This is a genomic window from Brenneria goodwinii (assembly GCF_002291445.1).
GTDB lineage: Bacteria > Pseudomonadota > Gammaproteobacteria > Enterobacterales > Enterobacteriaceae > Brenneria > Brenneria goodwinii.
The window spans coordinates 3336875-3362643 of sequence record NZ_CP014137.1; the positions used below are offsets into that span (position 1 = coordinate 3336875).

General features: G+C 54.1%; 22 protein-coding genes. 13 read left to right on the forward strand and 9 right to left on the reverse strand.

Going from position 1 to position 25769, the window contains the following annotated elements:
* The first annotated feature begins 99 nt into the window (after positions 1–99).
* The 5 genes from ACN28R_RS14815 to ACN28R_RS14835 all read left to right on the forward strand — a co-directional run bounded on the left by ACN28R_RS14815 (position 100) and on the right by ACN28R_RS14835 (position 4918).
* On the forward strand, positions 100–1080 hold the full coding sequence (locus ACN28R_RS14815) for a substrate-binding domain-containing protein (protein WP_095834809.1): 981 nt from the start codon (positions 100–102) through the stop codon (positions 1078–1080).
* 1 nt (position 1081) lies between these two features.
* Positions 1082–1879 (forward strand): deaminated glutathione amidase, encoded by a 798-nt coding sequence (locus ACN28R_RS14820; RefSeq protein WP_095834810.1) that lies wholly within the window; start codon positions 1082–1084, stop codon positions 1877–1879.
* A gap of 66 nt (positions 1880–1945) precedes the next feature.
* Entirely contained in the window at positions 1946–2836 is an 891-nt protein-coding gene (locus ACN28R_RS14825) for an ABC transporter substrate-binding protein (RefSeq protein WP_183092064.1), read from the forward strand.
* Between the two features lie 320 nt (positions 2837–3156).
* Positions 3157–4116: an amino acid ABC transporter permease gene (locus ACN28R_RS14830; protein ID WP_048639652.1), complete on the forward strand. Its 960-nt coding sequence runs from the start codon at positions 3157–3159 to the stop codon at positions 4114–4116.
* On the forward strand, positions 4109–4918 hold the full coding sequence (locus tag ACN28R_RS14835) for an amino acid ABC transporter ATP-binding protein (protein ID WP_269467065.1): 810 nt from the start codon (positions 4109–4111) through the stop codon (positions 4916–4918). Before ACN28R_RS14830 ends, ACN28R_RS14835 begins: the two co-directional genes overlap by 8 nt.
* A gap of 32 nt (positions 4919–4950) precedes the next feature.
* On the opposite strand, the gene qhpR is transcribed toward ACN28R_RS14835, so the two are convergent.
* From qhpR to ACN28R_RS14865, 6 genes are all read right to left on the reverse strand, one after another.
* On the reverse strand, positions 4951–5991 hold the full coding sequence (gene qhpR, locus ACN28R_RS14840; protein WP_095834811.1) for an AraC-like transcriptional regulator QhpR: 1041 nt from the start codon (positions 5989–5991) through the stop codon (positions 4951–4953).
* Positions 5992–6033: 42 nt separating this feature from the next.
* Complete coding sequence (locus tag ACN28R_RS14845; protein ID WP_095834812.1) at positions 6034–7431, reverse strand: MmgE/PrpD family protein; 1398 nt, start codon at positions 7429–7431, stop codon at positions 6034–6036.
* Between the two features lie 12 nt (positions 7432–7443).
* The gene (locus ACN28R_RS14850; protein ID WP_095834813.1) at positions 7444–8172 is read right to left on the reverse strand and encodes an amino acid ABC transporter permease; all 729 of its coding nucleotides are present in this window, start codon (positions 8170–8172) and stop codon (positions 7444–7446) included.
* A gap of 3 nt (positions 8173–8175) precedes the next feature.
* Positions 8176–8850 carry an amino acid ABC transporter permease gene (locus ACN28R_RS14855; RefSeq protein WP_048636144.1) on the reverse strand — a complete coding sequence of 225 codons (675 nt, stop codon included), beginning with the start codon at positions 8848–8850 and terminating at the stop codon, positions 8176–8178.
* An 80-nt stretch (positions 8851–8930) separates the two neighbouring features.
* Entirely contained in the window at positions 8931–9803 is an 873-nt protein-coding gene (locus tag ACN28R_RS14860) for a transporter substrate-binding domain-containing protein (protein WP_095834814.1), read from the reverse strand.
* 117 nt (positions 9804–9920) lie between these two features.
* Positions 9921–10679 (reverse strand): amino acid ABC transporter ATP-binding protein, encoded by a 759-nt coding sequence (locus ACN28R_RS14865; protein ID WP_048636146.1) that lies wholly within the window; start codon positions 10677–10679, stop codon positions 9921–9923.
* A 607-nt stretch (positions 10680–11286) separates the two neighbouring features.
* On the opposite strand from ACN28R_RS14865, the gene ACN28R_RS14870 reads away from it, so the two are divergent.
* From ACN28R_RS14870 to ACN28R_RS14880, 3 genes are read left to right on the forward strand one after another with little or no spacing between them, the layout of a single operon-like run.
* On the forward strand, positions 11287–12279 hold the full coding sequence (locus tag ACN28R_RS14870) for a phosphotransferase enzyme family protein (protein ID WP_048636147.1): 993 nt from the start codon (positions 11287–11289) through the stop codon (positions 12277–12279).
* 5 nt (positions 12280–12284) lie between these two features.
* Positions 12285–13628 (forward strand): aspartate aminotransferase family protein, encoded by a 1344-nt coding sequence (locus ACN28R_RS14875; protein ID WP_183096841.1) that lies wholly within the window; start codon positions 12285–12287, stop codon positions 13626–13628.
* A 40-nt stretch (positions 13629–13668) separates the two neighbouring features.
* The gene (locus ACN28R_RS14880; RefSeq protein WP_048636148.1) at positions 13669–14433 is read left to right on the forward strand and encodes a DeoR/GlpR family DNA-binding transcription regulator; all 765 of its coding nucleotides are present in this window, start codon (positions 13669–13671) and stop codon (positions 14431–14433) included.
* A 119-nt stretch (positions 14434–14552) separates the two neighbouring features.
* Here ACN28R_RS14880 and argH read toward each other — a convergent pair whose 3' ends face one another.
* Positions 14553–16058, reverse strand: a complete 1506-nt coding sequence (argH, locus tag ACN28R_RS14885; protein ID WP_095834816.1) for an argininosuccinate lyase — start codon at positions 16056–16058, stop codon at positions 14553–14555.
* Positions 16059–16741: 683 nt separating this feature from the next.
* Here argH and ACN28R_RS14890 point away from each other — a divergent pair.
* From ACN28R_RS14890 to ACN28R_RS14910, 5 genes are all read left to right on the forward strand, one after another.
* Positions 16742–18397 (forward strand): methyl-accepting chemotaxis protein, encoded by a 1656-nt coding sequence (locus ACN28R_RS14890; RefSeq protein ID WP_095834817.1) that lies wholly within the window; start codon positions 16742–16744, stop codon positions 18395–18397.
* Positions 18398–18676: 279 nt separating this feature from the next.
* Positions 18677–19819, forward strand: a complete 1143-nt coding sequence (locus tag ACN28R_RS14895) for a L,D-transpeptidase family protein (protein ID WP_236840143.1) — start codon at positions 18677–18679, stop codon at positions 19817–19819.
* Between the two features lie 203 nt (positions 19820–20022).
* On the forward strand, positions 20023–20421 hold the full coding sequence (locus ACN28R_RS14900; protein WP_231604056.1) for a MarR family winged helix-turn-helix transcriptional regulator: 399 nt from the start codon (positions 20023–20025) through the stop codon (positions 20419–20421).
* Positions 20418–21533, forward strand: a complete 1116-nt coding sequence (locus ACN28R_RS14905) for an HlyD family secretion protein (RefSeq protein ID WP_095834818.1) — start codon at positions 20418–20420, stop codon at positions 21531–21533. The genes ACN28R_RS14900 and ACN28R_RS14905 overlap by 4 nt, the downstream gene beginning before the upstream one ends.
* A complete protein-coding gene (locus ACN28R_RS14910) occupies positions 21520–23103 on the forward strand; it encodes a DHA2 family efflux MFS transporter permease subunit (protein ID WP_095834819.1) in 1584 nt (527 codons plus the stop codon). Before ACN28R_RS14905 ends, ACN28R_RS14910 begins: the two co-directional genes overlap by 14 nt.
* A 37-nt stretch (positions 23104–23140) precedes the next feature.
* Here ACN28R_RS14910 and ACN28R_RS14915 read toward each other — a convergent pair whose 3' ends face one another.
* On the reverse strand, positions 23141–24151 hold the full coding sequence (locus ACN28R_RS14915) for an AI-2E family transporter (protein ID WP_048636156.1): 1011 nt from the start codon (positions 24149–24151) through the stop codon (positions 23141–23143).
* Positions 24152–25323: 1172 nt separating this feature from the next.
* The gene (locus tag ACN28R_RS14920) at positions 25324–25716 is read right to left on the reverse strand and encodes a hypothetical protein (RefSeq protein WP_048636157.1); all 393 of its coding nucleotides are present in this window, start codon (positions 25714–25716) and stop codon (positions 25324–25326) included.
* Positions 25717–25769: the final 53 nt, after the last annotated feature.

Sequence of the window (25769 nt, forward strand, 5' to 3'; positions counted from 1 at the left end):
AAACAACGATCTAGTATCAAAAAAACGCACAAATATGTGCAAATGTCAGACACCTTTTTTATATGCGAGTTATCGCGCCTTCACCGGGAATTACCAAAGTTGACTATAACAATTAGACTGGCAGTGCGGGATTGGGATTACATCACCCCGCTTGCCTTGGGCGATATCAAACCAGAAGGGTTTGAACTAAAAATAGATCGGGTCGGTACGCTGCCAGACGATCTGGCGACCAGCAGTCAATATGATGCGGGCGAAGTCTCATTCAGCCGCTATGCGCAAAGTCGCGCCCGCGGCGATGAGAGTTTGGTCGCTCTGCCCCACTTTCTTATGCGGGGTTTTCGTCAGCGCTGTATTCTGACCACGCAGGACAGCCCGCTGACCGAGCTATCGCAGCTGGCGGGCAAGCGTATCGGTTTGACGGGTTGGCAGGATTCCGGCAACACCTGGACGCGCGCGCTATTGCGTCGTGAAGGCATCGGCAATGACGATGCCTACTGGTATGTCGGCCGCCTGACGGATGCGCATCCGATTGTCGATCGCCTGGCGGGATTTGGCCGGCCGGGGCGCATAGAGGCCGCGCCGGGCGAGCAACCGCTGATCACGCTGCTGAAGAACGGTGGTCTGGATGCCATTTTCACGCCTTTCATGCCGGAAGGATTTTTTAACGGCGATTCAGGCTTAAGGCAGTTACAACCCGATTTTCGCCAGGCGGAAATCGACTATTTTCATCAGGTTGGCTATGTGCCCGGCATGCATGTCCTGGCAATCAAGCCTGCGCTGGCGGCTGAACATCCCTGGTTGCCCCAGGCTCTTAGCCGCGTGATCGACCAGTCATATAAGACGTGGATGGGCAAACGCATCAAATATGCCGATACCACCCCGTGGCTGTTGGATGATCTGCGCAGAACCGCGCAGGATTTACCGGTTCACTGGAACGACAATGGCTTTGAAATTAATAAAACGATGATCGCCGACTTTGCCAGTGAATTACATTTACAGGGGATCACGGCGAACTGTCTGACCCCGGAAGCGCTATTCCCGTGGGCGTCCTCTTTTTCGTCTACAGACAAGAAGGATTGATATGAAAGTCGCACTGGGTCAATTTGCCGTCGATCGTGAATGGCAAAACAACGTTGTCATCGCGCTGAAGCTGATGGCGGATGCGCACCAAGCGGGCGCCGATCTTCTGGTGCTGCCGGAAGGCATTCTGGCGCGCGATATCACCAATCCCAAACTGGTGTTAACCGCCGCTCAGCCGCTGGACGGCCCTTTCGTCAGCCAACTGCTTGCCGCCAGCAAAGGCAATCAGATGACCACGATGATGAGTATCCATGTGCCGAACGGCAAAGAAAAAGTGTGGAACGTGCTGATTGCCATTCGTAACGGCGAAATTATCGCCCAGTACAAGAAACTGCATCTGTACGACGCGTTTTCCATGCAGGAATCAGAAAACGTCACTCCCGGCGATGAAGTGCCGCCGTTGATCGAGGTTGCGGGTTTGAACATCGGCCTAATGACCTGTTATGACGTACGTTTCCCCGAACTGGCGCGCCGTCTGGTGCTGGACGGCGCACAGGTGCTGGTGCTGCCCGCCGCCTGGGTCAAAGGGCCGCTGAAAGAGTCCCATTGGGAACTGTTGGTTCGCGCGCGCGCGCTGGAGAATACCGCTTATGTCGTCGCGGTTGGCGAATGCGGCGTGAGAAATATCGGCAACAGTATGGTTGTCGATCCGCTGGGCGTGGTGGTGGTTCAGGCTCCGGAAGTCCCGGCGCTGGTCTACGCCGATATCGATCCCGAACGGCTTTCCTATGCGCGGGAGGTCTTGCCCTCACTGGCCAACCGCTGCTTTACCGCACCGCGCCTGCCGAACGAACAATAGAAGTTTTATAAACATTATCAACACGACACGCAGCCTGCTTTTCATGAGGGCGAAGGAGATTGAGCAATGAAAATGAAACGTTTAGGGCAGACAGCACTGCTAACCGGGTTACTCTTTTCCGCCGGCGCGTTTGCCGCCGAAACGCCTGAGATTGCCCCTCAGCAGGTAAATGAAAATCTGCATGCCCGTTTACCGGACGCCATCAAAACCTCCGGCGTGCTTAAGGCCGTGAACAATGGTTCATTTCCTCCGTACGAAATTGTCAGCGGTACGCACTCGCTGGAAGGCGCCAGCGCCGATCTGGCGAAAGCATTGGGCGAAGTGCTGGGCGTCAAAATCGAACACGCCTCCGTTAGCGGCCTATCCAGCCTGCTGAGCGGCATTCAGTCCGGCCGCTATCAGTTTGCCATGGGGCCGATTGGCGATTTCCCGGCGCGTCAGGAAAAGAACGATTTCGTCGATTTCGTGCGTGAATTTGTGGTGTTCGCCGTTCGCTCCGGCAATCCGGAAAAAATCAATACGCTGGACGACACCTGCGGCAAACGCGTTGCCGTCATGTCCGGCGGATCCGCCGAGCAGGTGATTGTGAATCAGTCGAAAGCCTGTACCGAGGCGGGAAAACCGGCGGTGGCTATCCAGTCTTACACCGATCAGCCGACGTCTATTCTGTCAGTCCGTTCAGGGCGGGCCGATGCGTTCTTCTCTTCACAAGCGCCGCTCACCTACTTTGTTGAGCAGACCAACGGCCAGTTGGAACTGTCCGGCACCGGCCAACACAACGGCTTTAACGACCTGTATCAAGGTTCTGTTTTCGCCAAAGGCTCTCCGCTGGCGCCGGTCGTTCAGGAAGCCTATCAAGTGTTGTTCGATAACGGCACCTACGCCGCCATTATGAAAAAATGGCACCTGGAAGGAAACATGCTGCCGGCGCCTGGCATTAACCTGGCGGGAAAATAGTCACGCCGTCGTTTCGGAAATATAGCCTTTCTGACTGACGGTGATGCGGCTGGCGAAGCGTCAATCCGGCGTTGGGTTACGTCACCGTTATTCCTATAGGATCCTGCTCGTTTGGGGAAGGATCCAGCCAATATCAACATGTTACTTGCAGATTGCGTCCCGCCTGCGCGGCGATGGATATAGCGGCGGTCACTGAACGCCATCGCACGCGGACGACCTTTCTGCAAGACGCGGCCGTTTTAAAAGACCGTCTTCGCGGAAATACCGCTATTCTGAAAAGTAACCGGTTTAGCGAACCATCGATTTGGAAACGCATCGTTATGAACCATAACGTCAACGACAAGGAGTATTCTTCTACTGTGGATGCGCTGAGAAATGTTGCCAGAGCCCAGGCTCCCAGCCGCTTCAAACAGCGGCTGTCATGGGGGTTCACGCTGATCATTGCGGCTTATGTCATCTGGTCGGTCGGCACCAACAAAAATTTTGAGTGGCCGGTGGTCTACCAGTGGTTTACGGAAAAAACCATCATGGAAGGGCTAAGCGTCACCCTGGGATTGACGGTGGTATCCATGGCGATCGGCGTGGCGCTCGGCCTGCTGCTGGCGATAGCCCGCTTGTCCAATAATGTGCTGCTGCGCGGACTGTCCGGCCTTTATATCTGGTTTTTCCGCGGCACGCCGCTGCTGGTGCAGCTTATTTTCTGGTATAACCTGTCCACCCTGTTTCCCCATGTCTCTCTGGGCATCCCGTTTGGCCCGGAGTGGGTGAGCTGGAATACCAACGATCTGATCACGCCGCTGACGGCGGCGATTGCCGGTCTCGCCCTGAACGAAGCCGCCTATATGGCGGAAATCATCCGCGGCGGGTTGTTGTCCGTGGATAACGGTCAGGTGGAAACCACCCAGGCCTTTGGCATGAGCCGCAGCCGCGCGCTGCGCCGCATCATCATTCCCCAGGCGATGCGCGCCATCGTGCCGCCGACCGGCAACCAGCTAATCAGCATGATTAAGGCTACGTCGCTGGTCAGCGTGATTGCCATGGGCGATCTGCTCTACTCCGTACAGGCCATCTATAACCGTACGTTTGAAGTGATCCCGATGCTGATGGTTGCGGTTATCTGGTATTTATTTATCACCTCGCTGCTGAATATCGGCCAATCCGCCATTGAACGTTACTATTCCCGCGGCGTCCGCCGCCCGGCGTCGGAAACCCGCCGTACTACGCCGGCAAAAGCGAACCTGTTGAACGCGGCGATCGGTAAGGACCAGCCTCATGACTAAACTTGATCATCTATCCGCCGAGGAAACCGTGGTGGCCGAGGATCGGCCGCTGGTCAGAGCGTGCAATGTCCACAAGCACTTTGGCGATAACCACGTGTTGCGCGGGATTGATTTAGACGTTCACTCCGGTGAAGTGGTGGTGATTTTAGGGCCGTCAGGGTCAGGGAAATCGACATTCCTGCGTTGCATCAACCATCTGGAAGAGATGGACGAAGGCTATATCATGATGGGTGACGAACAAATCGGTTATCAACTACGGGGAGAGAAGCTCTATCCGCTGTCATCGCGCGAGATTGCCCGTCAACGCAGCGAAATCGGTATGGTTTTTCAGCAATTTAACCTTTACCCCCACATGACCGTGCTGCAAAACATCATTGAAGCGCCGATTGGCGTCCATAAGCAAAACCGTCAGCAGGCGCGGGCCTATGCGCTGGAACTGCTTGAGCGTGTCGGGCTAAGCCATAAGGCGGATGCCTATCCCCGCCATCTGTCCGGCGGACAACAGCAGCGCGTCGCCATCGCGCGGGCGCTGGCTATCCGCCCCAAACTGATGCTGTTTGATGAACCCACTTCCGCGCTGGATCCGGAACTGGTGGGTGAAGTGTTATCCACCATGAAAGATCTGGCGCTGCAGGGGTTAACCATGATTGTGGTGACGCACGAAATCGGTTTTGCCAAGGAAGCCGCGGATCGAGTGGTGTTTATGGATCAGGGCGTGGTGGTGGAGCACGGTCGGCCGGAAGATATCCTGGTCAATCCGCAGCATCCGCGTACCCAGGCGTTTCTCAGCCGCTTTATTTAGCCGCCTGCCGCACGCGCCGCGGCGTGTGCGGATCAACCGGCGATGGATGAACGCCATTTTTTCGGCGACGCGCCATACCAGCGATGGAAGGCGCGCGACAACACGCTGACCTCCGCATACCCCAGCAGGGCGGAAAGTTCGGAAATACTCACCTGCCGCTGCTCTAAATAGTAAACCGCCAGCTCGCGCCGGGTGCTTTCGATCATATCCTTAAAGCTCACCCCGTACTCGGCCAGCCGGCGTTGCAGCGTCCAGCTCGGCATTTTCAGCCTTTGGGCGATGATGTCCAGACGAGGATTCCCGGTCGCCAGCAAGGTGATGAGTTCGCTTTTTACCTCGCTCACCAGATTGACCGTGGATTGATTTTGTTCCCCGACGATTTCCAGACTGTGCCTGACAACGTTAAACAGGCTGTCATTCCTCTCAGGCATCGGCCGCTCCAGCACCTCGCGGGAGAAAAAAATGGCGTTTTGCGGTTTTTGAAAGTACACCGCGCTGCCGAAAAGCTGCAAATGCGCCCGTTTGGCGCGCGGCGCCGGATGCGCGAAATGGACTTTGGCGGGCGCCCAATCGGTTCCCAATACGTGACGCATAATATTGAGAAATATCATCATGGACAGCTCCGCGTTCTGCCGGCGGTCAATGACGACAGCGTCATCAACGCGGTATTCCAGACGGCAGCCGCCCGGATGTTGGCACAATCGGAGTTCGCTATGTTGCTGATGCAACGGGAAATAACGCGTAAGATGCGTTAACGCCTGACCAAGCGTCCGGGACGATAAACACAGATATCCCAATAGCCCCAGTTGCTGCGGTAAAAACTGATAGCCAAATAACAAACCAAAATTATCATTGCCCGTCTGTTTGGCCGCCTCGTTGATCGCCTGACAATAGCGGCCAAAAGCGATCGGCTGATTGGGCTGCTTAAGCAATTCGCTGTTCAGACCGGCCCGCGCCAGCACGCTGGCCGCATTACCGCCCTGTTGTTCAATAAAGCGCGCCAATCCTTCCATCATCGTCGCTAACACCGTCGCTTCAACAGCGCCGGTCGGCTGTCTGGCACAGGATCGCATCGGAGATCTCCTTAGCTGTTTGCTTCATGTGAATAGTGAGTCTTATGCAAGGGGATTCCCTGAACACAGGCGGTCAATCAGCAATTGAACGTTTTCAATCCGTTCAAATTGCAATAATTCGGCGAATAGTTCAGGCAACGCGGCTGACGGCAAACCGCAGCGGGCGCAGGCGCAAAACTTGCTCTCCAGTTGCCGGCGGCTCAGACGCCAGGTTCTGCTGCCCGGCTCGACATCGGTCGCGCGGCGATAGCTCTCGCCGCTCGTCGTGGTCACCTGTAGGCGGCAGCCTAATGCCACGCCGGCAATCCCCCGGGGTAAATCATCGTCCGGCAGGGTCCGAACCTTTGCAGCCAGCGCCCGCACATCCTGACGCTGGACGTTTGCATCAGAAAAATCGTCCAGATCCAGGTGGCCGACCAGCGCGGCGATAGCCAGACTGTACGGCAGACTGAATTTGGCTTCCAGACCGGTGGCCGCCCGCTCGTGGATCAGGATATTGGGCGCGGCGGGATCCAGATAAACATCAATCGCCGCGATGTGCGCGACGGCCGGTTTTTCCGTCGCCAGTACATCCTGCAACAGCGCAACGGCGGCATGGCTACAGGTGCAGCACGGGTAGCGCTTAATGGTGATGCCCGGCTCCAACAGCGCATAAGGACGGCCGAATGTCATTGCGGCCGCCTTCTTCACGTCGAATCGTTCGGCGAATACATCCGCCCAGCCCATCGGTCCCAGCAGGCTTCCCGGCGTCGATGTCATGCCGGATGCGGCCAGACGCGCCGCCATCACCCCATGACTGGCGGCAAGCGCCGTTTGCAGCGGCTTCGCATCGCTGCCGAAATTGCTGCGCAGTCCGGCGGCCATGGATGCGGCGAAACCGATGGCATGGCGCAGCTGCGATAGCGTCAGATCCATCATCAGCCCGCTGGCGGCGGCGGCGCCGACGACGCCCAGCGTACAGGTGGCATGCCACCCTTTCATATAGTGATAAGGGTGAACCAATACCCCTAGCTGCGCAATCGTCTCCACCCCGGCGATATAGGCGTTCACCAGTGACTTTCCGCTGAGGTTATGCGCTTCGCCCAGCGCCAGACAGGCCGCGCCGACCGTCACGGTCGGGTGACTCAGCGACATCAGCGTATCGTCATCGTCATAATCATGGATATGGCCGGCGAAGGCGTTGAACAACGCCGCGTCCTGCACGCCCAGACAATCGCCCCGGCCGATCGCCCGCGCGGTCAGCCCCGGCGCGTGGCTGCATTTCGCCAGGTTGCTCAATAAATTAAGCGACGCAGGATGCTGAGCGCCGGCCAGCATCACGCCAATCAGATCCGTTAAATGTTCACCGGCGATACGCAGCAGTTCAGCTGGTTTGTCCGCGGCAAAGCAGGCCTGTAGACCGGCCGCAATCTCCAACTCCAGAGACAAATAAGATTTCATCACGATCCCGCTTTACACATGAGGGTCAAGCGACGATGCGCCATCCGCCGGGGCGCGCTGCCCTCTATCGTTATTGCGGCGAATATGGCGCGACAGGCGTTTTTCCAGCATCAGTCCCGCTTTGGACACCGTATAGCAGATCAGATAGTAGACAATCAGCATGCCGCCATAGATCGCCAGACTGGGCGTACCGTCAATCTGCAAGGCGGATCGCTCGATAACGATTTGCCCGGTGCGTAAAAACTCGACCACCCCGACCACCGAACCCAGGGTCGTCGCCTGTATTAAGGTGGTGGCCAGCCCGCAGTAGGGAGGCAAAATGATGCGCACCACCTGGGGAACGATCACCAGCACAAAAAACAGGATGGGATGAAAACCCAGGGCATTCCCCGCTTCTTTCTGACCGTGATCGATCGACGACAGACCGCCGCGAATGATTTCCGCGCCATTGGCGCCGCCCCATAACGACAGGCTAATGACGGTAGAGGTAAAGGGATCGAGAGACATCGCCACCATCGGCACGACGAAATAGACCGCCAGCACCAGCACGAAAATGGGGATCGCGCGGATAAACTCCACGATAAAGATGAACAACCACCGAATCGCCCTGATCCGCGCGGTGACGCCGATCGCCAGCAGGATCGCCAGCACGGTCGACAGCAGCAGCGTACACAGCGACAGCCACAGCGTTACGCCGATGCTGTGCAGAAAAAGCGGCAAATAGCTGATTAATAATGTCATCGCTTACCTCCTGACGAACGGGCGGTTCATACGGTTTTCCATCAACCGCATCACCATGGAAAGCGCGAAGACAGTGACCACATAAATGATCGTGATGGCACTAAACATTTCTATGGATTTGAACTCCAGGGAGACCTTATCCACGGCGACGAAAGTCAGCTCGGCCAGCCCGATAACCTGCATATAAGAGGAGTTTTTTAACACGCCGATGGAGGTGTACAACAAAGAAGGCAACGCGATGCGCAACGCCAGCGGCCATGCCACCAACAAAAAATAGTGCAGCGTGGAAAACCCCAATGCCTGGCTTGATTCTTTTAAACCGTGCGGCACCGACGCCAGACCGGCTCTGAAATTCTCGATATTAAAAGCGACGGCCCAGAGCGACAGCGCGAGGATCCCGGAACCGATCGCCGACAGCTTGATGCCGATTTCCGGCAGCCCGAAATAGATGAAGAAAATTTGCAGCAATAAGGGCGTATTACGAATAAAGGAAACGTAGCCCGCAATAATTCTGGCGATAAGGCGGCTTGAGGTTGAAACCAGCGCCGACGCCAGAACTGCGCCTGAAATCAGGGAAATAACGATGCTGATCATGCTCAACCACAGCGTCATTAACCAGCCGTGATATAACGCGGGAGCATTTTCAACGATATATTGCCAATCGAAAGAAGAACCCATTGCCGCCTCTGTCGTCTTGATGACCCCGTGACGGCCGATGGCCCGGCACGGGGTTATTGCTACATCAGGTAAATTACGGGTTATTTCTGCGGCGGATCGGTCTCATAGGTGGCCACCATCAAATCTCTCACCACCGGCTCTTTGACATATTTGTCCACTACCGGGCCGTAGAAATGCTGAGATTTCATATCCTGCAAAATAACGTCAAGGTAGGCTTTCCATTCCTGCTCGCCTTTACGGATCCCGCCGCCGCCCCATTGCACGTCGTACTGCTCTTTCAGCGGCAACATGCGCAGATCGGGATTCGACGGCAGTAAGTTGATCAGCGAAGCGACATCGCCGGTATAGGCTTCCCCGCGTCCCTGACGCAGGCTTTGCAACGCATCCGAGTTGGTATTCATGCGGATCAGCTCCGCTTTAGGCGCATTCTGGGTCAACCAGGTAATCTGGCTGCCGCCTTTCAGCGCAATGATTTTTTTATCAAGCACTTCGGCATTGGTATGATAAGGACTATCTTTGGCGACCAGGAACGTGCTGGAACCCCAGAAATAAGGAACGGTAAAGTCGATCACCTTTTGCCGGGCGGGGAAAATACCCAGCGTCGCCAGCAGCAGATCCACTTTCTTCGCCATCAGCGTCGGAATGCGGTTCTCCGAGGTCACGCATTGCAGGTCGACCTTATCCGGGCTGCCGAACGCGATCTGGGCGATATGGCGCGCCATATCGATTTCCACGCCGGTCGGCTTGCCGTCGCTGCCGAGAAAACCCGCCGGCGGATAATCGCACTTCACGCCGACCCGCAGTTTCCCCTGATCCGCAATGTACTTGGGAAGCGGCGGCAGCGTGTCGGCGCTGGCGGCCTGGATACCGCCGAGCAGCCCCGCGACGGCGCCTAGCCAAAGTAATTTCTTCGAAGACACCGAACTGCCTTTGAATGGGTTAAATCGTTTCATCAAATAAACCCTCGCCTGGTGAAAATTGCTGTTAATAAAATAGGGCTATCCTGCGCTGCGCCATGCAGAAAAGCTGACGTTCGGTTGTTAACACCGATATGGTTAAAACATGGATTTTTAGTGAAGAAGTTGCTCAAAAAACGCTTGAGTACGCGGCATGGCCGGACGAGTGAATATCTCTTGCGCCGTATTCACTTCAACAATCTCGCCCTGATCCATAAATACCACCCGATCCGCCACGCGTTTGGCGAAGCCCATCTCATGGGTCACGCACAGCATGGTCATCCCCGTTCCCGCCAGCAACAGCATTATCTCCAGCACTTCATTGACCATTTCCGGATCCAGCGCCGAGGTAGGTTCGTCGAACAACATGATTCTGGGTTGCATGCACAGCGCCCTGGCGATGGCGACGCGCTGCTGTTGCCCGCCCGATAGCTGGCTGGGATATTTGTCGGCGTGGCTGGCGATATGCACGCGTTCCAGCTGCATCATGGCCATGTCGCGCGCCTCTTTGGCTTTCATTTTCTTTATCCACACCAGCGCCAGGGTGCAATTTTGCAAAACGGTCAGGTGGGGAAATAAATTGAACTGCTGGAAGACCATGCCCACTTTCCGCCTGACTTCGTGCGCCGATTTGGCATTATCCGAAATCTCCATCCCATCGATGAATATCCGCCCCTGCTGGTATGGCTCAAGCAAATTAATCGTTCGCGTCATGGTTGATTTCCCGGAGCCGGATGGGCCACAGATCACGATTTTTTCGCCAGTATGAATATCGAGATTAATATTTTTCAGCACCTGGGTTTTACCAAACCATTTGCTGATACTTTCCAATCGTATGATCAGCGGCGACTTATTTTTCGGATATAACGACATACCACCTCTCTACATCAAAATAGCCGGCTCGATTAACGCGTTGCCGCGGCTTAACTCATGCCCGTTCATGGCCGTCAAATTAGGAATGCGTGATATTCGAAATCCGGCCAGACCTGTATAAGTCGATGTGGCAAGAAAACCATAATAATGTTGTACATTCAACATATTTTTTCAGATGAAATCGTTCTGTTTTTATGCACGGTTTTGGTGCTCGATTATTGTGCAGTCCTCGGAAAAACACATTTTAATTATTTGTTTTAATTAATATAAAGTTATAGAGAAATCGTCTTGGTTTTATTCATCGGCGGTATTCGACGCGTTTACTATCCCACATTAATATTGGTTTATTTGCCACATTTTAGTGCATAGCCACGCGCCCCTGGAGAGGCGTTCGCAGAACGGGTCATCGGAATCAGATCGATATATTACCTATATTTTTCATACAGTTAATACAAATAACCCTCAAATATCTGATAATCGCCGTGTTAAATCCAACACGACAAACGCACATATGAAGTACTTATGACATAAACCATCATTTTTAGTTGAAACTTAAACATTAAAATGTTGTACTCGGCAACATGTCATCTCATAGAGAGCCGCGAGCATGGTCTATCAAGAGGAATTTCTGCAACGATTGCAGTACCTACTCGGCAAAGCGCTGCCACGCTGGGGGCTGAGCGCCGATTCCGAGCTGAAGCTGCTGACTATTTCAGAAAATGCGACTTATCTGGTCACCGATCCCGACCGTCAACGCCATCTGGTGATGCGCGTTCACCGTCCCGATTACACCACGCATGCGGAAATACGCTCGGAATTGGCATGGATAAAAGCACTACGCCAGTCGGGCGCCGTACAGACCGCCGCCCCCGTGCCGATGGCGGACGGCGAACTGGTTGGCGTTATCCAGGACGGCGCACACATTCGCCATGTCGTTGCTTTTGAATTCGTGCCGGGCAGAGAGCCTGAAGCCGCCGACAATCTGGAAGATTGGTATCAGGAGCTGGGTACGATCACCGGGCGCCTGCACAGCCACAGCAAATCATGGCGAAAACCCGCCGGGTTCACCCGCAAGATCTGGGATTACGCCACGATATTGGGTGAACGAGCCTATTGGGGGAACTGGCGTCATGCGCAAGGGCTGACGCCGGACGGCTTGGCCATCCTCGAACGAACCGCGGCATTGCTCAAAAAACAGACCGATAACTTTGGCTCGGATCCGCAGCGCTTCGGCTTAATACACTGCGATATGCGTCTGGCCAACCTGCTGGTGAACGAAGAGAAAATGACCGTCATCGATTTCGATGACTGCGGCATTTGCTGGTACGCCTATGACTTCGCCGCCTCGGTAAGTTTTATGGAACATGACCCGCGTATCGATTCCTTTCTGCACGCCTGGCTTACCGGTTACCGTAGCGTCGCCCCTTTTTCCGAGGAAGAGGAAAAAGCCATCCCGATGTTTTTGATGTTGCGACGCATGCAGTTAACCGCCTGGGTCGCCAGCCACGCCGAAACACCAACCGCGCAAAGTATGGGGACGGATTACACCCTGGGTACATTAGCGCTTGCCGAAAACTATCTGAGCCGACACAAGAAGTGAATATGATGAAAGGAACAAAACCGATCCTTGAATTAAACCGATTTGCCGTCAATGAGACACAGCCGCTGAATAGCCGTTTGGCCGGGCTAATCGACCACCGCCACCAGACACAGGGAAAATCCTCGGTTCTGTTTTACCAGCAACCTTTAGAGATGGTGCGCGCCAGCGGCGCGTGGATGTATGACGCCGCCGGGAAAGCCTATCTGGATATGTATAACAACGTGCCTTCCGTCGGCCATTGTCATCCGCGGGTGGTCAGCGCGATGAGTCAGCAGGCGGCCTTGCTCAATACCAACAGCCGCTACCTCTATCCGATTTTGGATCAGTATGCCGAAGCGTTGCTCGCCACCTTCCCTCCCCGGCTGTCGAACGCGGTATTTACCTGCACCGGTAGCGAAAGCAACGACATTGCGCTGCGTATTGCCAAAACCAACACCGGCAAAAGCGGTTTTATCGTGACCGAAGGCGCCTATCATGGCAATACCTCCGCGGTAATGGAGGTATCGCCATCCGCTTATCGCCACCATCGGGTGCCCGCCCATGTCCGCACCGTACCCGCGCCGGATGCCTTTCATCTTGCGCCGGGCCAGCGGGTCGCCGATGTGTTTGCCGCCCATGTGGAAGCCGCCATACGGGATCTCAATGAACACGGGATCGGTTTTGCCGGTCTGTTGGTGGACACCATTTTCTCCAGCGACGGCGTCTTTGCCGAACCCGCGGGTTTCTTGCGCAAAACGGTCGATCTGGTGCATAACGCCGGCGGGCTGTTTATCGCCGATGAAGTTCAGCCGGGGTTCGGCCGGACAGGATCAGGCTTTTGGTGTTTTGCCCGCCACCATATCGAGCCGGATATCGTGACGCTGGGAAAACCGATGGGTAACGGCTTCCCGATGTCCGCGGTCATCACCCGCCCCGAACTACTGGAAAACTTTTGCCGGGAAACAGACTATTTCAACACCTTCGGCGGCAATCCGGTGGCGGCCGCAACCGGCATGGCGGTATTGCAGGTGATTGAAGAAGAGCAACTGATTGAAAATGCCGATCGAAGCGGCGCTTACCTGCGCGCGGGATTAAACGATCTGGCTGAGCGGTATCCCATTATTGGCGATATCCGCGGCGCGGGCCTATTCAATGCGGTAGAGTTTATTCATCCTGACAGCCGCGATGCCAATACCGCGGCCGCGACCTATGTGATTAATGCGCTGAAAGAAGAGTGCATATTGATCGGCGCGGCCGGGATATTCGGCAACAGTCTAAAAATCAGACCGCCGCTGTGTTTCAGTCAACAAAATGCGGATTATTTCCTGGATAAACTGGGAAAAGTCCTTAGCGATCGCGCACAGAAATAATATATTTTCCAGCTTCTCCTTTTTTCCGAGTAGTCATCATATGTCGAAAGCCAAGCAACTACGCCAGGCTAAAATACTGGCCGAAATCAATGAATCCCCCAGCCTGCGTATCGCTGAACTGGCCAAGCGCCATAAAGTATCGACGGAAACGATTCGTCGGGATCTTGATGAACTGACTAACAGCGGCCACCTAAACCGCACCTATGGCGGCGCGGTTCGGGCCGAAAGCAGCGAACCCTCGGTGACCGAGCGCCACCGCCTGTTTGTCGCCGAACGGGAACGGATCGCCAAAGAAACCATGAGTCATATCAAAACCGGCCGGATTTTTATGATTGGCTCCGGCGCCACTACGCTGCACGTTGCGCGCAGAATGGCTATCGATATGAAGAATATTACCGTTATCACCCACTCCTTCGGCGTGGCGACCGTCTTATCCATTAATCCGTCAATCCGGGTTATCGTCATTCCCGGCGAGTATGAACCGACGGAAGGTTCCGTTATCGGCGCGCTGGCGGTGAGTTTTCTCAATCAATATTTCGTGGATTACGCCATTCTGGGCGCCAGCGGCATTTCCGCCGAAGGGCCAAGCGACGCACTAATTGATTTTGGCGCGGTGTATAGCGCAATGGCGAACCGGGCGAGCGAGACGCTGATCGTCGCGGATCATTCCAAATTCGGCATGACCTATCCCGCACGCTATACGTCGTGGCGCCAGGTCAACAAACTGATTACCGACCAACAACCTCTCGATTCGCTGCGCGATGCCTTGCAGAAAAGCCACGTGGACGTGTACATCACGACTTAAACGGCACCCGGTCTTTTCCCCTTCATTCCGGCGCCGCCGGAGAGTTAGGGTCTTACCCGCTTGCGGCTTCACCGCCAGACGCAACCCGCCCAGAGCATAACCGCCAGGGCGGTCCGTGGTTAAGCCGCTAACGCACGCAATACCGATTCAAGTTCCGCCCTGGCGCGTTCGCGTCCGGACGCCAGCCCGGCCCATTGCCGACGATCATCGGCTAGCTGCCGTTGGGCCATGCCGAGAGAGACGCGCAGGCTATCCGGCGCGGTGCCGCCGAACGAAACCTTACCTAACACCGACTGAGTGGGATCCAACGCCCGGGCGACGAAAGCGTCATCAACATCCAGCGTATGCCCCAAAATAGACAACGTCGCCTGGTTAAGCAGCGCGGCATCGATTTCACTGGCGTTTTTACCCGCATCCAGCGCTAAACGGACCACCAGACCAACCACATGGTGGGCCTCACGGAATGAAAGCCCCTGATGCTTAACCAGTTCATCCGCCAGCTCCGTTGCCGTACTGAAATTACTGTAACAGCGCCGCAGCATCAGTTCCGGCCGAGGCTCCACCGTGGCGATCACCTGCTTAAACAGTTGCAGATCCTGGGCGACCCTGACCAGCGTCGGCCACACATCCGTTAGTCCTTCGCGGATCGCATCCAGAGAAACCGTAAAGTTCGTGGAGCGCACGGCGCTCAGCGCCCCGGTCAACGCGCCGAGGATGCGCGCGGATTCAGCGCGCAAAAACTCCAGCGCAAAGGGGTTTTTCTTCTGCGGCATAATGCTGGATGTGCCGGCAACGCTGTCGGGGAAACCGATAATGGAAAATTCATCGCTGGTAAACGTATGAAAATCCTGAGCGACCCGATTCCAGGTCACCGCCAGTTGGGTGGCCGCATATAACAGTTCGGTCGCAAAATCCCGCGACGCCACGGTATCAAGGCCGTTGCGGGTGACATCGTCAAAACCCAGCAGCGCCGCGCTACGGTTGCGATCGATGGCAAAGCTGCTGCCCGCCAGCGCGGCCACCCCAAGACTCCCCTGGACGATACGCGGATAACATTCGGCCAGCCGCCGATAGTCCCGGCTGAGTGATTCGGCGTAACCGGCGAGCAGATAACCGAAAGTAATCGGCTGAGCGGGCTGGAGATGGGTATAGCCCGGCATGACGACATCGGCGTAACGTTCGGCCTGCGCCAGGCAGACGTCGCGCGCATCATTCAGCGCCGACATAATCGTCAGCGCATAGCGGGCCGCGCGTAAACGATCCAGCGTGGCGCCTATATCATTGCGGCTGCGCGCGACATGAAGAAAACCAGCCTCATGCACGCCGACGGCTCGCCCCAGACGGAGTTCAAAAGCGAAATAGGCATCTTCCGTGCGGGAATCGATCGTTGCCGGATCTTCCACGCCTTCCGCCGCCATGTTGATCAATGCGCCAGCCAGCAATTTCGCCCGCTCGTCGGTCATCAGGCCATTTTCTTGCAACATCACCAGATGCGCCGCGTTTACCGCCAGCATGTCATGGAAATCTGCCGGATCGGTATTGTTCAGCAATGGCCGGTAGATAAATTGCTGAATTTCCTGAATAGGATCCTGCGCTAAACGTGCGCCTATTTTTTCTGTGGACATGACGAAGATTTCCTTTTAATAACCGTTGATTACCCCGCGCAACGCGGTAAAAAACACAGCGCCTGGGCAAATGCGTTACTGCCTGTTGCAGGTTGTTAACGTGATTATGTTGTCGGCCCGGCACTTTTGTCTTGACCCATACCTACGATTTTTTGACTTATAAAGACACTCGGCGGGGAAAGGGTTTATCGCGGAGCCAAACACCGGCTTCATATCCCCTTTCTTAGGGCGTGATAGCGGCACATGACGCAAATTATTGAGGGTCTACATGCGGAATTATTTTTCTGTCGTTGATTAATAAAACCGCGGCAATGCGTGAAATAAGACAATATATTCCCGTTTATTCTTCTGTTCCTCAAAAAAAATAAAATTTCGAACATAAAAAACACCAGGTTAACAACACGCTATCAAATACATTCAAATATTAAATTACATTCAACAAATAAAAAAACAATAAAGTTCGGCAACGACATTCCGATAAACCATCACGCAATTCATTTAAATATGCATGATAAGTCGCCATAATCCAAAAACAGGACATGCATAAAATTGCTTATATATTTGTTTTTTAATTTTAAAAAAAGGAATGTAACTAAATAAACAGGCGGTTGTAATAAAAATATAACTTTATATTTCAGTTCTTTTTAAGAAAAAATTAGTTAATTTAATTCATGGAGATACATATGAAACTGGCAGATTGGCGGATAGGATATCGCTTGGGATTGGGATTTTCTTTTCTTATATTTATGGTGTTAGCCATCGGCGCTATCGCTGTAATCAACCTTTCCGATTTTAATAAAAAGATCGATTCCATTGTCTCGGATACTTACCCCGTTACGGTAGAAGGCAATACGCTGATCAGTACGATTAACGATGCGTTATTGATCTATGAACAACTGTTTATTTTTAATACGCCAGAAGAACTAGATGCCGGTTTTACCGCTATCCAGGGATATATTTCGAAAATAGGTCCATTATTAAAAGGCCTGCAAGAAGTCGCGAACGATAGCGAATCGCAGCGCATCATAGAAGACATCACCAAGGTTCGGGGGGAATTTCTGACCACCAGCCAAAAATTTATAAAAATGATTAAGGCGAACGATCGCGACGGCGCCATCAACGAATATCTAACGGTCACCCGCTATGTACAGGCGCGCTATAAAAGCAAAGTCGCCGAGTTTGTGGACTATCAGAACAGCAAGATGATCAAAGCCAGAGATTCCGTCACGCAGAGCTATAACAACGTGCTGATTTTCCTGGCATCGTCCATTTTGCTAAGCATTATTCTGGGCGCCGCCATCGCGTGGCTAATCACCCGTAGCGTGACCCGCCCGCTGAAAGAAGCGCTAGACGTGGCGGAAAATGTGGCCCAGGGCGATTTGACTACGCAGGTCAGGACGTTTCATCGGGACGAAACCGGCCAACTGCTGGCCTCTCTGCACAAGATGAACACCAATCTTAAGCAAATCGTCACTCAGGTGCGTGGCGGCGCGGAAGCCATCACCACCGCGGCCACCCAGATCGCCGCAGGCAACCAGGATCTCTCCTCGCGCACCGAAGAACAGGCCAGTTCACTGGAAGAAACCGCCGCTTCGATGGAACAGCTTACGTCGACCATCAGAAATACCACCGATAATACGTTCCAGGCGACGGAATTATCCGCCGGCGCCTCCCTTACGGTGGAGAAAAGCGGAGAGATGATGACCGCCGTCAAGCGGGAAATGCGCGAAATCAGCGACTCGTCGCAACGCATGTCGGACATCATCAACGTGATCGACAGCATCGCCTTCCAAACCAATATCCTGGCGCTGAACGCGGCGGTGGAAGCGGCGCGCGCCGGAGAACAAGGGCGCGGTTTCGCCGTTGTGGCCAGCGAAGTACGCTCTCTGGCGCAGCGCAGCGCGACATCGGCAAAAGAGATCAAAGAGTTGATTGCCGCCGCCGCCCAGAAAATCCAAAACGGCATGACGCTGGTGGAAAGTACCAGCACCACCATGACGTCTCTGGTTTCGGATGTACAAAGCGTCAACAATATTATCGGCGAAATCGCCCAGGCCAGCCGGGAACAGAGCGACGGCGTCAATCAGATCAATATCGCCGTCGGGCAGATCGACACCACAACCCAGCAGAACGCGGCGCTGGTGGAACAATCCGCCACGGCCGCGCGCTCGATGCAGGATCAGGCTTACTCGCTGATGCAGATGGTCAGCGTATTCAAGCTTGACGCCACGACAACCTGGCGGGATAACGCGACCAAAGCGCTGCCGCCGGCGGGAAACGACGCCGATACCCACAAACAAAAAACCGGAGAGATGCAGGAAGGGTGGGCGTCATTTTAAATAACGGCGCCAACCGACCGGTTTACCGCAGGCTGCGGACGCGCCTTGGCTGACGTCCGCCGTCCTTGGTTAAAGGCGATCGCACAAACGATCGCCTTTATCCGGCTCTCCCGCCGCGGATCGCCCGGCCCTGTCTAATTGTCAAAAAAAAGTGTGATTAGTTACACATGTTAATTCCCTCTAAGACCGTTCTGAACATATAATGCGCATCCGGTCCATTGACCCAGGACAAACCAGAATTCATTTTTTCTGGTATGGCATTTACCTCTCAATAAAGATATGAACATGAGTATTCGCGCGATCCTAACTCTGGTTGTGGCTGCTGCGGCGTTCAGCCAGGCCGCCTTTGCCGTTGTTTACCCCCTGCCGGCGGCCAATAGCCGACTGGTAGGCGAAAATCTGGAAATCACGGTTCCTTCGGACAGCACGCTGCCGTTGGAACATTTTGCCGCCCAGTTCCAGATGGGGCTGAGCAATATGATGGAAGCCAACCCAGGCATTGATGCTTATCTGCCTACGCCGGGCAGCACCATGCTCATCCCTCATCAGCTGATTTTGCCGGACGCGCCGCGCGAAGGCATTGTGATCAACAGCGCGGAAATGCGTCTGTATTACTATCCGAAAGGCAGCAAAACCGTGGTGGTGTTGCCTATCGGTATTGGTGAGTTAGGTAAGGATACGCCGATTAACTGGGTCACTTCGGTGCAGCGTAAGAAGGCCGGCCCGACCTGGACGCCGACCGCCGCCATGCATGCCGAATACGCCGCCCGCGGCGAGACATTGCTCAAAGTATTCCCGGCAGGGCCGGATAACCCGATGGGGCTTTACGCCTTGTATATCGGCCGCCTGTACGCCATTCACGGCACCAACGCCAATTTTGGCATCGGTTTGCGCGTCAGCCACGGCTGCGTGCGCTTGCGGGCGGACGATATTAAATATCTGTTCGATCACGTGCCGGTGGGAACGCGCGTACAGTTTATCAACGAGCCGATAAAAGCGACGGTGGAACCAGACGGTTCCCGTTATGTGGAAGTACATCACCCGCTGTCGCGTACCGTAGAGGAGTTTAACTCCGATGCGCCGGCGCCGCTTACCATTAGCGCCAGCGTCAGCAAAGTGATCGCCGATGCCAGCATTAATCAAAGCGAGCTCGATAAAGCGCTTCAGGCCCGTTCCGGTATCCCAGCCAAAATTAACGGTCTGAACGAAGAGCAAGCCCCTCTGGCGGCGCCGGTTGAATCCGCCGATGCGCCCGCGGTTACGCCGGAAGCACAGCAGCAGGAAGATGCAGCCCCGCATAGCCCGGAGCAAGACAACGCGCTTCAGAATGACCAGGATAACCCGAACCCGGCGCAAGAAAGCGCTGAGCCGGAAATGGATATGGATAACGCCGAGCCGGAATCCAACGCCAACCACTCTTAATCCGCCATATCGGCAGGAAACGGGCTATGCCCGTTTTCTTTCGCGCGGGGATGGCTATTAAAGCATTTTGCCGACAAAATTAGTTGACACGTCATTAATTGCATTGATAATTAATGACACATCAACTAGTTGGTCATTTATCCCCTATGTCTATACCAGAATCCTCCCCCCACCGCCGCTTTGGGCTCCTGATGGGGCACACCATGCGCCTGTGGCGCCGTGTTATCGATAGAGAATTACAGCCTTACGGACTGACGCAAGCCACCTGGCTGCCGTTGTTGTATATCTCCCGTTCGACAACGCCCATGAATCAAAAGGAACTGGCGGAATCCATCGGTTTTGAAGCCTCTGCGGTTGTCCGTCTGCTGGATAGCCTGCAAAAGCAAGGACTGATCGAACGCCGTGAAGGAACCGACCGCCGCATCAAGGAGATCCACCTCACCGCCCAGGGCGTTGAACAGGTCAAAGACGTTGAAAATATCGCTAATCAAGTGCGAATCAAAGCATTAAACGGCCTCAGCGACGAGCAGGTTGCACAGGTAAATCAGGCCGTGGAACAGGTTATCGCCAACTTATCCGCTATTGAACGGAGCGATGCATGAGCAGCGGGTTTTTCCGTTCATTTCATCATTTGAACCGTCGCCACAAGATCATGCTGCTATCCGGCGTATTGATCCTGATACTGATGTTGATCTGGGCCTCTCTCTGGCTGCGCCAGCGTATGACGCATATTAACGAGAGCGATGCGCGCATCGTTGGCGAAGTGATCTCCCTTGCCAGCCGGGAAAGCGGCTGGTTGACCGCACGCCCGGTGATCGATGGCGACGAGATCAAAAAAGATCAGATCCTGGCGCAGATCGACGACCGGGACGCCAGGCTGCGCTTGGCGGAGCTGGAGGCCAGCCTTGCCGCCGCGGATGCACAGGTCAACTACAGTCAGGCGCAGCGGCAAACAACGGATCTGACCACCAAAGCGGAGCTGGAAGAGGCGCGGGCGCAGCTTGCATCGGCCGAATCCGCGCTATCCAATGCGGGGTATCAGCTCACGCTGGCGCAGAACAACTTCAAGCGCGACGACCAACTGGTCAAAACCGGCCTGACGCCGAAAAAGACCTGGGATGAATCTCACGCGCTGTTGCTGCAGCGCCAAAGCGAGCAGAAGGAAGCGGAAGCTCAGCGGGTATCCCAGCAGGCGGCGCTCGCCAACGCCCAGGCGCAGCGCAATAACCTGACGGTACTGGATCGGCAAATCGAGATGCAACATCAGCAGCAGGTTGCGTTGCAGGCGCAGGTGGATCAGTTGAAGCAGGAAATCGCCGATAGAGCGCTACGTTCCCCGGTGAATGGCGTGGTGGACCGGACGATCGGTAACGTCGGCGATTACATTCAGGAAGGACAGTGGGTCATGATGGTGCACGATCCCCGTAATCTGTGGGTTGAAGCCAATATCAAAGAGACCGCCATCGAACATGTGCAAGTGGGGCAAAAAGTCGATATTACGGTGGATGCCTATCCGGGCGTGACGTTTCTCGGGCACATCATGCGCGTCGGCAATGCCGCGACCAATCAGTTCGCCCTGCTGCCCAGCCCCAACCCGTCCGGCAATTTCACCAAAATCACCCAGCGGGTGCCGGTGCGTATCGCCCTCGATCGGCCGGATACGCGTCTAAAACCCGGTTTAATGGCGGAAGTGAATATCAATGTCGCCAATTGAAGCTCAGGCGGCGCGCTTCGGCGATGCGTACCGCTGGATGGCGACGGCCACCATTATGCTGGGTACGATCGCCACGACCGCCACCGCCACCATCGTGAATGTCGCCATGCACGACATCATGGGCGCGTTTGGCATGGGACAGGATCAGGTGCAGTGGCTTTCCACCGCGTTTCTGGCCTCAATGACCGCCACCATGCTGGCGACGGCCTGGGCGTTGGAGCGTTTTGGCTACCGTCATACTTTTGTCGGTTCGCTGGTGATCTTTGTGATTGGCAGCGTGCTGGGCGCCGTTAGCCAGAACGGCGCCGAAGTCATTCTGGCCCGCATTCTGCAGGGCGGCGCGTCCGGCATTATTCAACCCTTGGCGATGGTGGTGATCTCCCAGGTATTTCCGCCATCGCAGCGCGGCAAGGCGATGGGGATTTACGGCGTCGGCATTGTGCTGGCGCCCGCGCTCGGCCCAGCGGCAGGCGGCATGATGGTTGACCAACTGGACTGGCGCGCCGTCTTTATGGTGGTGGTGCCCTTCTGCCTGGCGGGTATCGCCGCCGCGATGTTTATCCTACCCGGCAAACAGCGGCAAACGGACGCCCCGAAGCATCAGTTTGACGGTATCGGCTTCACGCTGCTGGTGATCGCGTTGGTTACGTTACTCAGCGGGCTATCCAACGGCCAGCGGGAAGGCTGGGATTCGTTCCTAATTATCGGCTTGTTAGCCTGTTCGCTGCTTACCGGCATCGCCTTTATTTTCCACCAGCTTATCACCCCGCACCCGTTACTGAGCCTGCGGGTATTTTCGAACCGGGCGTTTAGCGCGGGCTGTATTGTGGCGTTCGCGCTCGGCGCCGGCATTTATGCCTCGACCTACATCATCCCCTTATTTGTACAGACGATTCAGGGATATACCCCAACGCGTTCAGGATTGCTGTTGATGCCGGCCGGTCTGGCGCTGGGGTTGGTATTTCCGATTGCCGGCAATATCAGCGACCGCATGGTGCCGTACATTCCCATTATCATCGGATTGGCGCTATTCGGCCTGTCCTGCTGGCTTTCCAGCGCGGCCGATACCGACACCCCTTTCTGGACAATGGCCTGGTGGATCGTGCTGGGGCGTATCGGGCTCGGCCTGATGCTGCCGGCGCTGAACGCCGGCGCGTTACGCGCCCTGCCCCCGGAAACGCTGGCGCAGGGCGCCGGCAGTCTGAACTTTATCCGTCAGTTGGGCGGCGCGTTAGGGGTGAACCTGCTTTCGATCTTTATTGAGCGTCGCGGCACATTTCATGGCGAGATACTGGCGCAATCGCTGACCAGAGATAATGCCGTCAGTACGGATATCATCCGTCAGCTCAGTGGATTTTACACCCATTGGGGCAACCCCTTTGGCGAACCGCTCAGTTCCAGCGTCAATCCCGGCGTGATGGCGTTTATCGAGCGCGTTCTGACGCCCAAGGCGCAAATGTTCGCCTATCAGGATGGCTTTTATATGGTGGCGATGTGCTTTTTCGCCGCTATCATCCCGGCGCTATTTATTCGCCGCCGCGTGTCAACGCTGAAAAGTTATCCCCGATAGATGCCAGGTTGCCGGCTCCCTCCGCAACCCCGGTACGTTAAATCAGCCCCGCCTCTTTCAACTCGCTCTTCAGGTAAGCGTAATAAATCGGCGCGGCGATCACGCCGGACAGGCCAAACGCCGCTTCAAACACCAGCATCGCCAACAGAATTTCCCAGGCATGAGCTTTGATTCTGGTGCCGACAATCTGCGCATTCAGGAAATATTCCAGTTTATGAATCAGCATCAGGTACACCAGCGCAACGATCGCGGTCGGCAAGGAGATCGATAAGGCGGAGATAAAGACGATGGAGTTGGAAATCAAATTGCCAATCACCGGCAATAAACCGAAAACGAACGTCAGCACTACCAGCGTTTTGGAGAATGGCAGATGGATGCCGAAACAGGGAAATGCGCCGAGGATAAAAATGGCGGACAGCACGGTATTCACTACAGAAATTTTCACCTGGGCGAACACAATATTGCGAAATGATGCGGACAACAGCGCAACCCGGCGCAGTAACTCGGCCTTCAGCATCGGTTTTTCACTGTCATTTTCCACATTGTATAAAGAGACGATCGCGCCCAGCACCATCCCGATCAGCATGGTGACGAAACCGTGCAGAAAACTTTTCCCCATGTTCTGCAGGATAACAATATGCTGCTGCACCCACTGTAAAAACTCATGTTGCAGCTCTTCCACGCTGACCGGCAGATATCCCGGCAAATACACCATCAGTTCCTGCTGGATTTCGTTGAGGATGTAAGCAATCCGGGCATTGAATGCCGCCGTGTCTTTCATTTCCTGCATCAGCAGCCCCACCAGGCTGCCGAAAAGCAGGCTCAGCAAACTCACCACCAACGTACTGATAATCGCGACCACGATCCAGCGAGCTCGTTTGCCGCTAATCACTTTTTGAAAATAAGGCGTCAGCAGATTAACGATTTCATAAACAAGAAAACCGGCAATAAAACAGGCTAACAGACGCAAGGGCAGCAACAGCAACAAGCCCCCCATAATAAAGAAAAAGCTCAAAAAACGGGCTTGTTTCAGATTCAGTAACTGCATGATGACGTCCTGTATACGTAAAACTGATGCTAAATGTAAAATACAAAGATACCCAATAGATTTCAGGATGAAGGGTATAAACAAATGGCGCGGTTCTGGCGGCGAACCGACGTTATGAACGTTATTCTTAGCGTTTTATCACGGAAACACCAGCGGGTTTTCTCGCCGGCGGATATCGTCCCGTCAGAAGCGACGGAATCCCCCGGCAACCTGCTACGGTTTTACCCATCGCACGGTGAAGATGGACTTGCCGCCAGGAGTCGAAAATAGACGCGCTAATCGGTTGGCGCTGACAGAGACCGTACTGCCATCATATTAGAATCAATTATCATTTTTAGGCGAGAGCCCGGCGATGATGGGGGAATGGCATAAATCACACACGTTAAAAATCATGATTTTCAGCCCGTCATGTTCAATATCGGAAAAACATTCATAGTTAATAAAATGTTTTCATTTTGTTTTTTTTATGATGAGCAAAGGAAATGTAACAAAGAACGACGAACAAGCGATATCGCTGCGTTTTTTTAGCAAGGGCATAAATTAACAATTAAGAAACCAAAAGTGTAAAATTCGCTCAAATCATTGAATATTGTCACGCCAATCAGAGATAGCGCATAAGCGATGCGGCGTCATCGGGACTGAGAAATCACCGATAGTACGACATATTTATCAAAAAATGCTTTTTGTTAAAACGCCCCGCTATCGACGGGCGAAAAAAGAATAGGTTTGCCGATTTTAAGTAAATTAACCAATAAAAAAATAAATAAAAAATACTTAATCATTAACGACAAAATAGGTTGTCAACCGATGTATGCCAAATCGCTTCATTATTTTTTATAAAGCAACGCCATCAATAATAATTCGTATTTCTTATGTATCTACCTTGATAAGGATAAAACAGAGGGGAGACACGTTCTCGATGTTTTGGTGAAAAGAGAGCGGATTAATAAGGCCGGATTATACATTCCAGACCGAAAGACCTTTCCCTAGAAAAATAAGTAACCATTACATCACAAAGTGATATCAATACTATCGAACTTATTGATATCACGCTCTAATGCAACCGTTAGATTACTTCGGCGTCGCTTTCATCATCACGCTTACCGGAAAAGCGGTTTTCACTAAATCCGGCTATCGCCAGCGACAGGCGCAGAGAAAGAAAAGCCCTAGGCTCAGGAAGCCAGGTTCGTGGGAGACTCCGACGGCTCCTGATTCAGGATCAATAGAGAAAGCACCCGGTTTTCAACATTTAATTTAGAAAACGATAACGTCCCGAGCCGCTTTTTCGTAAAACCATCAGACAGCAAATCAGATACGACGTGGGTACTTAATACATTGGAATCAGTCATAAAATCCTGATAGGCGAATCTCACGCTAATCGGCAGTACATCATCAATAGAGATCGGCGTATTCATTTCTGAACGCAGTCCGAAATGCGCATTAAAAGCAGAGTTGGCGCAGACAACTTTGCACGTTTCATCAATGACTGCGGCAGCCCGCCGTTCATTCTGAACAGGTTGACTCAACATGCCTATGATCTCGTTCCGGCCAAATATCAGACTCATTATTTCCCTCTGCTTCATGCTATGTAAAAGATATCGGTAAGCGCTGACGACGA

Bases quoted from the DNA above. Each gene is read 5' to 3' on its own strand.
- ACN28R_RS14915 (WP_048636156.1), bottom strand. From the start codon at position 24,151: ATGCAGTTACTGAATCTGAAACAAGCCCGTTTTTTGAGCTTTTTCTTT.
- ACN28R_RS14870 (WP_048636147.1), top strand. From the start codon at position 11,287: ATGGTCTATCAAGAGGAATTTCTGCAACGATTGCAGTACCTACTCGGC.
- ACN28R_RS14880 (WP_048636148.1), top strand. From the start codon at position 13,669: ATGTCGAAAGCCAAGCAACTACGCCAGGCTAAAATACTGGCCGAAATC.
- ACN28R_RS14845 (WP_095834812.1), bottom strand. From the start codon at position 7,431: ATGAAATCTTATTTGTCTCTGGAGTTGGAGATTGCGGCCGGTCTACAG.
- ACN28R_RS14820 (WP_095834810.1), top strand. From the start codon at position 1,082: ATGAAAGTCGCACTGGGTCAATTTGCCGTCGATCGTGAATGGCAAAAC.
- ACN28R_RS14860 (WP_095834814.1), bottom strand. From the start codon at position 9,803: ATGAAACGATTTAACCCATTCAAAGGCAGTTCGGTGTCTTCGAAGAAA.
- ACN28R_RS14825 (WP_183092064.1), top strand. From the start codon at position 1,946: ATGAAAATGAAACGTTTAGGGCAGACAGCACTGCTAACCGGGTTACTC.
- argH (WP_095834816.1), bottom strand. From the start codon at position 16,058: ATGTCCACAGAAAAAATAGGCGCACGTTTAGCGCAGGATCCTATTCAG.
- ACN28R_RS14920 (WP_048636157.1), bottom strand. From the start codon at position 25,716: ATGAGTCTGATATTTGGCCGGAACGAGATCATAGGCATGTTGAGTCAA.
- ACN28R_RS14875 (WP_183096841.1), top strand. From the start codon at position 12,285: ATGAAAGGAACAAAACCGATCCTTGAATTAAACCGATTTGCCGTCAAT.
- ACN28R_RS14910 (WP_095834819.1), top strand. From the start codon at position 21,520: ATGTCGCCAATTGAAGCTCAGGCGGCGCGCTTCGGCGATGCGTACCGC.
- ACN28R_RS14895 (WP_236840143.1), top strand. From the start codon at position 18,677: ATGAACATGAGTATTCGCGCGATCCTAACTCTGGTTGTGGCTGCTGCG.
- ACN28R_RS14855 (WP_048636144.1), bottom strand. From the start codon at position 8,850: ATGGGTTCTTCTTTCGATTGGCAATATATCGTTGAAAATGCTCCCGCG.
- ACN28R_RS14865 (WP_048636146.1), bottom strand. From the start codon at position 10,679: ATGTCGTTATATCCGAAAAATAAGTCGCCGCTGATCATACGATTGGAA.
- ACN28R_RS14835 (WP_269467065.1), top strand. From the start codon at position 4,109: ATGACTAAACTTGATCATCTATCCGCCGAGGAAACCGTGGTGGCCGAG.
- ACN28R_RS14890 (WP_095834817.1), top strand. From the start codon at position 16,742: ATGAAACTGGCAGATTGGCGGATAGGATATCGCTTGGGATTGGGATTT.
- ACN28R_RS14850 (WP_095834813.1), bottom strand. From the start codon at position 8,172: ATGACATTATTAATCAGCTATTTGCCGCTTTTTCTGCACAGCATCGGC.
- ACN28R_RS14900 (WP_231604056.1), top strand. From the start codon at position 20,023: ATGCGCCTGTGGCGCCGTGTTATCGATAGAGAATTACAGCCTTACGGA.
- ACN28R_RS14830 (WP_048639652.1), top strand. From the start codon at position 3,157: ATGAACCATAACGTCAACGACAAGGAGTATTCTTCTACTGTGGATGCG.
- qhpR (WP_095834811.1), bottom strand. From the start codon at position 5,991: ATGCGATCCTGTGCCAGACAGCCGACCGGCGCTGTTGAAGCGACGGTG.
- ACN28R_RS14905 (WP_095834818.1), top strand. From the start codon at position 20,418: ATGAGCAGCGGGTTTTTCCGTTCATTTCATCATTTGAACCGTCGCCAC.